The organism is Hymenobacter agri (assembly GCF_054778495.1).
In genome coordinates, this window is sequence record NZ_BAAGZM010000126.1 from 1 (window position 1) to 9,080 (window position 9,080).

Genomic DNA, 9,080 nt, shown 5'->3' on the forward strand with positions numbered 1-9,080 from the left:
GCATCGCAGGCGGGGCTGAGCGACTGCACCACCGTGGCCTTGCGGCTCACACCACTCACGCCCACCACCACGCGCACAAACACGCGGCCTTCGGTGCGGCCTTCGCGCACCTCGGCGGGCAGCTGCAGCTGCTTCTGAATGGCTTTTACCAGGGCCACGTTGCCGCCACCCTCGGGCAAGGTGGGAAGCTGGTCGACGTAGCTGAAAACCTGGCTGGTATCGGTGGCATACTGGCCGTAGCGCTGGGCGTGGGCGGGGCGAGTGGCGGCGAGCAGCAACGTTCCTACGAACAGCAGCCGCAGTCGCAGCTGGGAGAGCCGGAGCGAAAGAAAGCGAGTGTCCATGCCGCGAATGTACGGCCGGGCTCAATCTGTGGCCAGGGGCGGGGCGGCTACGGAAACGGCGGGTTAATGGTGCCGTCGCCACCCCGGGCGGCGGGGCTGCCGTCTTCGGTGCCGGGGCGCGTGCGGCCCGGGCGCAGCTTGGTGTGGTCTTCGTCGCTTTCCAGCTCCAGGTCTTCCTCGTCCTGTTCCTGGTTTTCCGTTTGCTCGCCGGGGCCGATGAGGTGGACAAGGAGGCGCAATCGGGTAGTTGCGGTAGCCGTTTGGTTTGGCGGAGCAACGACGACCGGGAATGCGCCGTCTGGCAATGAATAGGGGCCAGATAGCCAAGGGGCCAAAGCCGGGCCAATCGAACCTGCACGAGCAGCTACCTGCGAAGCGGAGAACGGTTTCATCTTAGCGGAACAAGAATGAACAACTTTCCACGAGAAGCCGTCGGGCAGAGGGGGCTACTTGATGCTGTTAATATATAAAAATATTATTAAATAATTTTATTTGTTACCGAGCCCGCACCGACCGGCCAAACTCGACCGGCACCGTAAAGCTGACCGACACCGGCCGCCCCAGCATTTTGCCGCCGACGAAACGGGGCAGGTGCTGCACGGCGGCCAGCGCCGCGGCATCGTACTCGGCATTCACACCCTTTACTATTTTGCTGTCGCGCACCACGCCGCTTGGGCCCACCACAAACGAGACAAACACCTTTTCGACCTGCCGGCTGGCCAGCGCAGTCGCGGGCTGCACCAATGCCCGTTGCACGGCCTTGATAATGGCCGCCGAACCGCCGCCACCCGGGAGCTCGGGCATTTGCTGCACCAGCGTGTAAATCCGCTCAATGGTGTCGTTGGCAGCGGCGGTAGCGGGCTCGGCGATTTGGAAGGTGACCGGTACGGTGAAGAGAACCGGCACCGGCCGCCCGGCCTGGCGGCCCGGAATGAATTGCGGCAGTTGCTGCACCGCAGTCAATACCGCTTCGTCGCAGCCCCCGCCAATGCCTTTCACTACCCGGGCATCGCGCACCTGACCATCCTCAGCCACCGTAAAACTCACAAAAACCCGTCCGGTGATGTGCTGCTTTAGGGCCTCTACGGGGTACCGCACCCGGCTTTGAATGGCGCTGACAATGGCCATGCTACCGCCGCCACCCGGAAGCTGCGGCATCTGCTCAACGTAGGTATACACCTTTTTAATGGGCTGCCCGGAAGCATCCTTGGTGGGCACCTGGCTGCCCACCGGAAGCGGAGTCGGTAAGCTTTGGGCAAATACGTGGCCCGTAATGCAGCTCAACGCCAAAAGCGCGACAACGCTAAGTAGCCGGGCCGGAAAGTTATTCGTGGTAGAAAGCATCAGGCAGTGAAAGTAACGCCGTTAAAATAGGAAAGAGGGCGAGTATTATTGCCCTTGCAGCGTCCAGGCCGTGGCCACCCGCGGGTTAGCCTCCGTGGCCGAGCGCAGAAATACCAGCTCATCCAGCTTGCCCACGCGCCAGGTTTCGAGCAGGTTGTTGTAGAACGGCGAGCCGGGGTTGCCGCTCTGGCCGCCGGGGTACACGCCGTAGGCCTTTACCTGCGGGCCCAGGGCCACCACCATGCGCCAGCTGGGACCGTTGCGCTCCGAAGTAGCGTTCACGATGCCCGCGCCGCCGCCGCAATCCAAGTCCATCTCGCCAAAGCCGGGCAGCTGGAGCAGGTGCAGCACGTCGGTGCTTTTCTGGGCCGCCCAGTGCCACTTGGGCGAGAGCGGCCCGAACTTGCGGGTGAGCGAGTCGGTGGTGAAGCGCAGGCTTTGCAGGGCCAGCTGCGGCAGGGTTTCGCGGGTGGGCGTTCGGCGGTCATCCACCCAGGGCGAGTTGGGCTCACTCAGCAGCAGCGTGTTGGTGCGGTCGCGGCCGGGGTAGCGCAGGGCCGGGCCAGTGGTGGCTATTGGAAAGTCGTCCTGCCACAGCTGTTTTACCAAGGTGTTGTACCACAGATTGAAAATGGTGGGCCCCACGGCGCTGGCGGTATACTGGTAGGGCCAGCGGCGCAGCTCGGCCAGCACGTTGCCCTCGGCCGAGCTGGCGGCGGGCGGCGTAGCCCCAAGGGCTGGGTCGCTCACGAGGGCCAGCATACGGGGCAGCATCAGCTGGGCGTTCAGGTCGAGCACGTCGTTCTGGAGCTGGCGCAGGCTGTCGGGCGTTACCTGCGTCATAGCGGCCAGGCGCTCGTTGATGCGGTGAGCGCGGGCGTAGGAGTCGCCGTAGGTCCAGTGCAGGTAATACGGGTAGTCGGGGCCGGCTGAGAACTGGTTGGCCGAGCTCACGAAGCCGCGGGCCGGGTTCTTCACGTGCGGGTTCTGGGCGGCCGGAATCCAGCCCTGCCAGTCGTAGGCCGGGTCGGTGCCGTCGAGGATGAACTTGCCCTGGTCGCGCCACTTCAGCGGGAAGCGGCCGTTGGGCCAGATGGCAATGTCCTTTTCATTGTCGGCAAAAATGAAGTTCTGGGCCGGCGAGCCGTAGGTAGCCAGCGCGGCGGTGTAGTCGGCGTAGGTACGGGCGTGGTTCAGGCGCACGAACGTGCCCACCTCGTTGGCCCCGTCGTGGGCCGTCCAGCGCATGGCGTGGCCGATGGGAGTCTGGTTGAGGAAGGGCTTTTCGTTCTTGTCGTACACCACCGGGCCGTGGTGGGTGTAGAGCACGGTATCGAGCCGGTCGGGCTGCCCGCGCACTTTGATGTGCTCTACCACGCGGCGCACGGGTTTCCAGCGGCCGTCGTGCCAGTACTCGCGCTTACTGGCATCCTTGAATTTCAGCTGGTAGAAGTCGAGCACGTCGGCCGCCACGTTGGTCACGCCCCAGGCCACGTTCTCATTAAAGCCGATGATGACGGCCGGCGCGCCCGGAATCGTTACGCCGTACACGTTCAGCCCCGGCGCGTTCAGCTGAATCTGGTACCAGATGCTGGGCAGGTTGAGCTGCAGGTGCGGGTCGTTGGCCAGCAGCGGGTAGCCCGAGGCCGATTTCAGGCCGCTCACGGCAAAGTTGTTGGAGCCCAGTTCGGCATCGGGCTCGGTGCGCAGCTGCTGCATGGCATAGGCAGCCTCAAACGACTTCGGCACGGGCGGCGCGGCCAGCGGCTTGAAATCGAGCGGCGTACCCACGGGCACAATGGGGTCTTCGCGCTGCGGGTAGTCCGGGAACAGGTCTTTCACCACGGCCGGGCCGTACTGACGCAGAATGTTGCTCATGCGCAGGTCGTCGGTGCGCCCGCTCAAATCCCAGGCCATGAACTTGAGCAGCAACGCGCATTTCAGCGGCTGCCAGGGCTCGGGGCGGTAGTCGAGCAGCTTGTACTCGAAGGGCAGCGTGGCGGGCGTGAGCTGGCCGATGTAGGCATTCACGCCGGCCGAGTACGACTCGAGCACGGTACGGGTGCCGGGGTCGGCCATCATGCTTTTCAATGAGTTGGCCGCGCCGAAGGGCAGGCCCATGCGCCGGAAAAACCGGTCGGTTTCGAGCCGGGCAGGGCCCACAATCTCGCTCAGCCGGCCGGCGGCCACGTGGGTCTGAAACTCCATCTGCCAGAGGCGGTCGCGGGCCGTGAGGTAGCCCTGGGCGAAGTACAGGTCGGCGTCGTTCTGGGCGAACACGTGGGGCACGCGGTGGTCGTCGTAGCGCACCGTTACGGGCTGGCGCAGGCCGGGCAGGGCCAAGGTTTGGCGGTCGGGGAAGTCGCCGGGCCGCTCGCCGTTCTGCCAGAAGCCGCGGTACGGGCTTAAGAGCTTGCCAAACGGCGGCAGGTCGCCGTGCTTGGTGTTGAGCATCCACACGAGCGTGATACTCGCGGCCAGGGCCAGCAGGGCTTTTATCATTCGGGTTGTTGGTTGGTCGTCGTCGGGTGACCGGAATACGGAGAAAAGGAAAGGCCAATTAACGACAATGTCGCCAATTGGCCTTCAAAACAACGTGTTCAGGAGCCTCGCACTGCTTTTTACAGCTGCCCTAACAACCGACAACCAGCAACGAGCAACTACAAACTCAGCGCAGCGCCACTTCGCGCACCAGCCCGCCGATGCCCCATAAGAGCAGCTGCTGGCGCACGGCTTCGGCCTCGGGGCGCTCGCCGAAGTTGCCCACGAGCACGCGGCTGCGCTGGCGGCCATCTACCATTTCCTGGGCAATGGCGACGGTAATCTCGGGCAGGTGGGCCTTGATGCGGGCCTGCACGGCCTCGGCATTGGCCGCTTCGACAAACGAGCCAGCCTGAATGAGGAAGCCGGCGGGGCAATCTACTGATTCGGCTACGTCGATTACCTCGGCCCGGGTGGCGGGGGCGGCGGCCAGCAGGGCGGCTTCGGTGCCGGTGGCGGGCGTGGTCGTTACCTTATAAGTAGTGTAGGCGGCGTCGGGGTTGGGGTCAGCGTCGTAGAGGGCGGCCAGGTTGGCGGGCGAGGTGGCCGGGCCGAGGGGCGTTTCGTCGGCCACTACTTCGGCAATTACGGTGGCGGCGCCGCAGTCGACCACGCCGAGCGGGCGGGCGGCAGCTTCCGACAAATCGAGAATGCGCTGGTGGCGGAACGGGCCGCGGTCGGACACGCGCACAACGACAGATTTGCCGTTCTTCACGTTCGTAACGCGCAGGCGGGTGCCGAAGGGCAGCGTTTTGTGGGCGCAGGTGTAGCCGCGGCGGTTGTACCGCTCGCCGCTGCTCGTGCGCTTGCCCTGAAAATAACTGCCGTACCAGGAGGCCCGGCCGCGCAGCACCGTGGTGGTGTTGGCGGCGGTGGGTTCGGTGGTGCGGGGCGCGCGGGCCAAGGCCGGCGTGCCCACAAAAGCCAGCAGCAATAGAAGGCAGCTGGCGAGGGCGGTTATTACAGAGCGTCGAACTAAAATCATGCGTTTTTGCAGATGGTGAGCAGGACAAACATAGGCCTACCCTCCAAGCAATGCTAAAAATTAGCCGCGCGCTACTAAGCCATTTAGATTAAAAATTGTCCTTTTTTAATAAAACTTGTATTTAATTAATCTAAGATGAAGCCTCAAAACCGGCCGTGAGGCGGCCCAAACTATATTTTGCGTTAGAGGCCTCCAATGCTTGCGCCAACACCAAAATTAGATTATGCGACGGGTGCAAAATTTCGGCATCAGTGGGCCGACTACCTTCGAAGCCCGGTTGCACAAGTCCGGATTTGTTCGTAAGGGGTTGGTTGGCACGGGGTTTATTTCGGGCCTGCCAAATACCCCGCGTATCGGGCTGCTGCCGGGCGCCATATTTGCCGCTTGCTGCCGCGCCGACAGCACGTCGTCTTTTCTAAGAATAAGGCACGGAACACCCCCTGCCCATCTACCTTTGTGCCATGGATTTTGGCCGCCTGCCCGACCTGCGCTACGTTGATTTCGGCCTGCCGCTCGACCATCCCGAAACGGCCCGCGTGCTGGCCCGTGCGCGGCCCACGCAGCCCGCGCCGGCGCGCATCTACGTAGGCTGCCCCATCTGGACGAACAAGGAATGGCTGGGCAGCTACTTCCCGGCCGGCATTAAGGAGCCCGACTACCTGCGCTACTACGCGCGGCAGTTCAACAGCATCGAGCTCAACACCACGCACTACCGCATTCCGGACGCCGCCACGGTGCGGCGCTGGCGCGAGGCCGTGGAGCCCGATTCGGGCTTTAAGTTCTGCCCCAAGCTGCCGCGCAGCATCAGCCACGAGCGGGAGTTGTTTCAGGCTGATGACTTGGTGGTGACCACGGCACGGGCCTTCGAGGGGCTGGGCGACAACCTGGGCTGGGCCTTTTTGCAGTTGCCGCCGCACTTCGGCCCCGAGCACCTGCCGCGCCTCGAACGCTTCCTGCTCGACTTCCCCGAAACCGTACCGCTGGCCGTGGAGCTGCGCCACCCGCGCTGGTTTGCCGACCACGGCTTGGCCGATGCCGTGTTCGCCACCCTCGAAGCCCTGAACAAAACGCTGGTGATAACCGATGTGGCCGGCCGGCGCGACGTGCTGCCCATGCGCCTGACCACGCCCACGGCCTTCATCCGCTTCAACGGCCACGGCCTGCACAGCACCGATTACCAGCGCGCCGATGCCTGGGCCGAGCGCATTGCCGCCTGGGTGGCGCAGGGCGTGCACGAAGTCTACTTCTTCATTCACCAGAAAGACGTGCGCCACGCGCCCATCCTCACGCAATACTTATTGGAGAAGCTGCAGGCGCTCACAGGCATTGCCGTGCCGCCGCCGCGCATCATTCCGCAGGCGGTGCAGGGGAGTTTGTTTGGGTAGATGTAGCGCGGACTTTTAGTCCGCGAGTCGGACGTGCTACAATACTCGCGGACTAAAAATCCGCGCTACAGCAGCGGCTCCAGCACCTGCCACACGTTCCCGGCCAGGATTTTCTGGCCCTCGGCGTTGGGGTGCACGCCATCGGGCAAATTCAATTCGCGGCGGCCGAGCACGCCTTGCAGCAGGAAGGGAATGAATGGCAGCGAGTTTTTATCGGCCAAGGTGCGGAACAGGGCTTTGAACTCGGTGGCGTAGTGCGCCAGACGGTGGCCGCCGAGCGGGCCCAGGTCGAAGGGAAATTCGAGGCCGGCCAGCACGATTTGCGCCTGCGGGTACTGCCGCCGCACGGCGTCGATGATGAACTGCAGGTTCTGGGTGGTTTCGCGCACCGGAATACCGCGAATGCCGTCGTTGGCCCCGAGGGCCAGCACGAATACATCGACGGGGTGGCGGGCCAGCACGGCGGCCAAGCGTTGGCGGCCGCCGGCGCTGGTTTCGCCGCTCACGCCGTAGTTGTAGGCTTTATAAGGAAGCCGCTGCGCATCGAGGCGCTGCTGCAGGAAGCTGGGGAAGCTATGGGCGGCGGGCAGGCCGTGGCCGGCCGTCAGGCTGTCGCCGAAGAAGATGATGTTTTTCATGGAGTGCTGTTTTAACAGCACGGGGGCCGTTTTCGTGCCGGATGGCTGGGGGGGGGCAGCAGGCTCCGAGCCTGTCATCCTGAGCGCCGCGAAGGACCTTATCCCGCTAGGATTAAGTGCTCCAAACGTGATAAGGTCTTTCGCGGCGCTCAGGATGACAAAACGATTGCCGCTTTACTCCACCACTTCCAGCATAGTGCGGAAGGAGTGGTAGCGGCCGGCGAAGTGCTTGTCCATGTCGGCGCGCAGGGCGGGGGCGCACATGGTCTGGTAGGCTTCGAGCTGCTCGAGGCTAATGCAGTAGTACTGCGTCGCGTAGGTCACGCCATTGTCTTCTTCGTTGAGCATGCGCAGGAGCTGGCTTTTGAGAAAAAAGCCGGTTGCCATTACCTCGGGCATGTGGGTGGAACGCATGTAATCCAGCCATTCGTCGGCAATGGCGGGGTCGAGGCTGCTGGTGACGTTGTAGAGAATCATATTTTACTGAGATGGTGAGGTAGTGAAATGGTGAGTTCGCGAAAGGCAAGTAATGCGTGCCCACGTAAACTGCGCAGTCAGCACGACAAACTCACGATTTCACCACCTCACCATCTTACTGCTTTCAGACGCGCATGGTGTCGAACTGAAAATCGGTGATACGGGCCTGAATGTCTTTTGGCGAAAGCTTTTCGGCGGCGGCGGCCTGGGCCAGGGTGGGCAGCTCGGCATCGCCAGCTAAGCGCAGGCTCAGAATCTGGGCCAGGCTGAGCTGCTTTTCGAGCTCGGCGAAGCGCCGGCCGCTCACCTCAAAATAGCGCTGGCGTACTTCGAGCCGGCAAATGCGGTCTTGCAGCTGCAGGGCGTAGTGCTGGCGCAGCATCACGAGCACGCCGAGGCCGATGACGGCCAGCGCCGCTACCGTGAACCAGAGCCGGGCCGTTTGGTCGTCATCGCCAGCCACTTTGGTGTAGCGCGTGATGGCGTAGCCGGCCATGAGGAAGGACAACGGCAGCAGCACGAAATGGTGCCACGGATAATACATGGCGGTGTTTTTAGTAGGCGTAGCCATACGGGGCAGGGGGGTTGGTGGAACGAAAGTAGGCGGCCGGGCGGGAAGCCGGGCCATAAAAAAACTCCGGCGCTGGGCCGGAGTTTTTTACCAGACGCATTGGGCGGGCAGTTGTTTCAAAGCTGCCGCGCCCGGGGGATTATTTCATTTCCTTGGCGCGCTTTTTCTCGGCGCGGGCGGCGGCGCGCGCTTCGCGCTCCTGTTTCTTAGCGGCTTTGGCAGCGTTGCGCTGCTCTTTCAGCTGGGCTTTCTGGGCCTTTTCCTGGGCGCGCTGCTCTTTGAGCTGGCGCTTCAGGTCGCTTTGCGCGCTGGCGTTTTCTTTCAGCTGGTTGCGGCTATCGCGCACAGCTTGGTCGCTGGCAGCGGTTTGCTGTTTCTGCGCATCATAAGTGGCTTTCGCATCGGCAGCGCGCTGGGCCTGCTGCTCGGGCGTGAGCACTGGGGCCGCCATGGGGTCGGGCGCGGGCGGGGGTGTCGTTTGAGCCTGCGCAGTGTAGGTCGAAACGGCGAGAATGGCCAGCAGGCCAATTATTTTTTTCATGAGAAGGAGGCGAAGCCGCCTATTGGTTTCGCCTTCTTACGCCGGGCTTCAGCGAAGGTTTTCAGCAGTTTTGCCCAACGATGGTTGAGGCAAGCCCAATCGGCCAATGCCGGCAGCAGGGGGCTTATTCCTCCACGTAGTCGAGGTCTTTGTGGAAGCTCTCGGGCAGGGTGCTCACGGCCCAGAAGGCTACCAGCAGCGTGAGGCCGCCCAGCGCCGCCGCCCCCGGCAGGCGGCCGCCCAAATGCGCCTCG

The 9,080-nt window shown here is 63.2% G+C and carries 10 protein-coding genes; 1 reads left to right on the forward strand and 9 read right to left on the reverse strand.

Annotated elements, in window-relative coordinates; genetic code table 11:
* From ACYVDE_RS08785 to ACYVDE_RS08805, 5 genes are all read right to left on the reverse strand, one after another.
* Nucleotides 1–344: hypothetical protein (locus ACYVDE_RS08785; protein WP_460501116.1), on the reverse strand; the 344-nt coding region annotated here is incomplete at its 3' end.
* 47 nt (nucleotides 345–391) lie between these two features.
* Nucleotides 392–583, reverse strand: a complete 192-nt coding sequence (locus ACYVDE_RS08790) for a hypothetical protein (RefSeq protein WP_460501117.1) — start codon at nucleotides 581–583, stop codon at nucleotides 392–394.
* Nucleotides 584–839: 256 nt separating this feature from the next.
* A complete protein-coding gene (locus ACYVDE_RS08795) occupies nucleotides 840–1,574 on the reverse strand; it encodes an energy transducer TonB (protein ID WP_460501118.1) in 735 nt (244 codons plus the stop codon).
* A gap of 159 nt (nucleotides 1,575–1,733) precedes the next feature.
* A complete protein-coding gene (locus ACYVDE_RS08800) occupies nucleotides 1,734–4,190 on the reverse strand; it encodes a penicillin acylase family protein (protein WP_460501119.1) in 2,457 nt (818 codons plus the stop codon).
* Nucleotides 4,191–4,356: 166 nt separating this feature from the next.
* Nucleotides 4,357–5,163 carry a septal ring lytic transglycosylase RlpA family protein gene (locus ACYVDE_RS08805; protein WP_460501120.1) on the reverse strand — a complete coding sequence of 269 codons (807 nt, stop codon included), beginning with the start codon at nucleotides 5,161–5,163 and terminating at the stop codon, nucleotides 4,357–4,359.
* A 512-nt stretch (nucleotides 5,164–5,675) separates the two neighbouring features.
* Between ACYVDE_RS08805 and ACYVDE_RS08810 the strand changes: the two genes are divergently transcribed.
* Nucleotides 5,676–6,599: a DUF72 domain-containing protein gene (locus tag ACYVDE_RS08810; RefSeq protein ID WP_460501121.1), complete on the forward strand. Its 924-nt coding sequence runs from the start codon at nucleotides 5,676–5,678 to the stop codon at nucleotides 6,597–6,599.
* Nucleotides 6,600–6,664: 65 nt separating this feature from the next.
* Here ACYVDE_RS08810 and ACYVDE_RS08815 read toward each other — a convergent pair whose 3' ends face one another.
* The 4 genes from ACYVDE_RS08815 to ACYVDE_RS08830 form a co-directional block, all read right to left on the reverse strand.
* Nucleotides 6,665–7,237, reverse strand: coding sequence for an arylesterase (locus ACYVDE_RS08815; protein WP_460501122.1), 573 nt, complete (start codon nucleotides 7,235–7,237; stop codon nucleotides 6,665–6,667).
* A 174-nt stretch (nucleotides 7,238–7,411) separates the two neighbouring features.
* Nucleotides 7,412–7,714, reverse strand: a complete 303-nt coding sequence (locus ACYVDE_RS08820) for a DUF4286 family protein (RefSeq protein ID WP_460501123.1) — start codon at nucleotides 7,712–7,714, stop codon at nucleotides 7,412–7,414.
* 124 nt (nucleotides 7,715–7,838) lie between these two features.
* Nucleotides 7,839–8,285 carry a DUF6526 family protein gene (locus ACYVDE_RS08825; protein ID WP_460501124.1) on the reverse strand — a complete coding sequence of 149 codons (447 nt, stop codon included), beginning with the start codon at nucleotides 8,283–8,285 and terminating at the stop codon, nucleotides 7,839–7,841.
* A 139-nt stretch (nucleotides 8,286–8,424) separates the two neighbouring features.
* Nucleotides 8,425–8,826, reverse strand: a complete 402-nt coding sequence (locus ACYVDE_RS08830) for a hypothetical protein (RefSeq protein WP_460501125.1) — start codon at nucleotides 8,824–8,826, stop codon at nucleotides 8,425–8,427.
* Nucleotides 8,827–9,080: the final 254 nt, after the last annotated feature.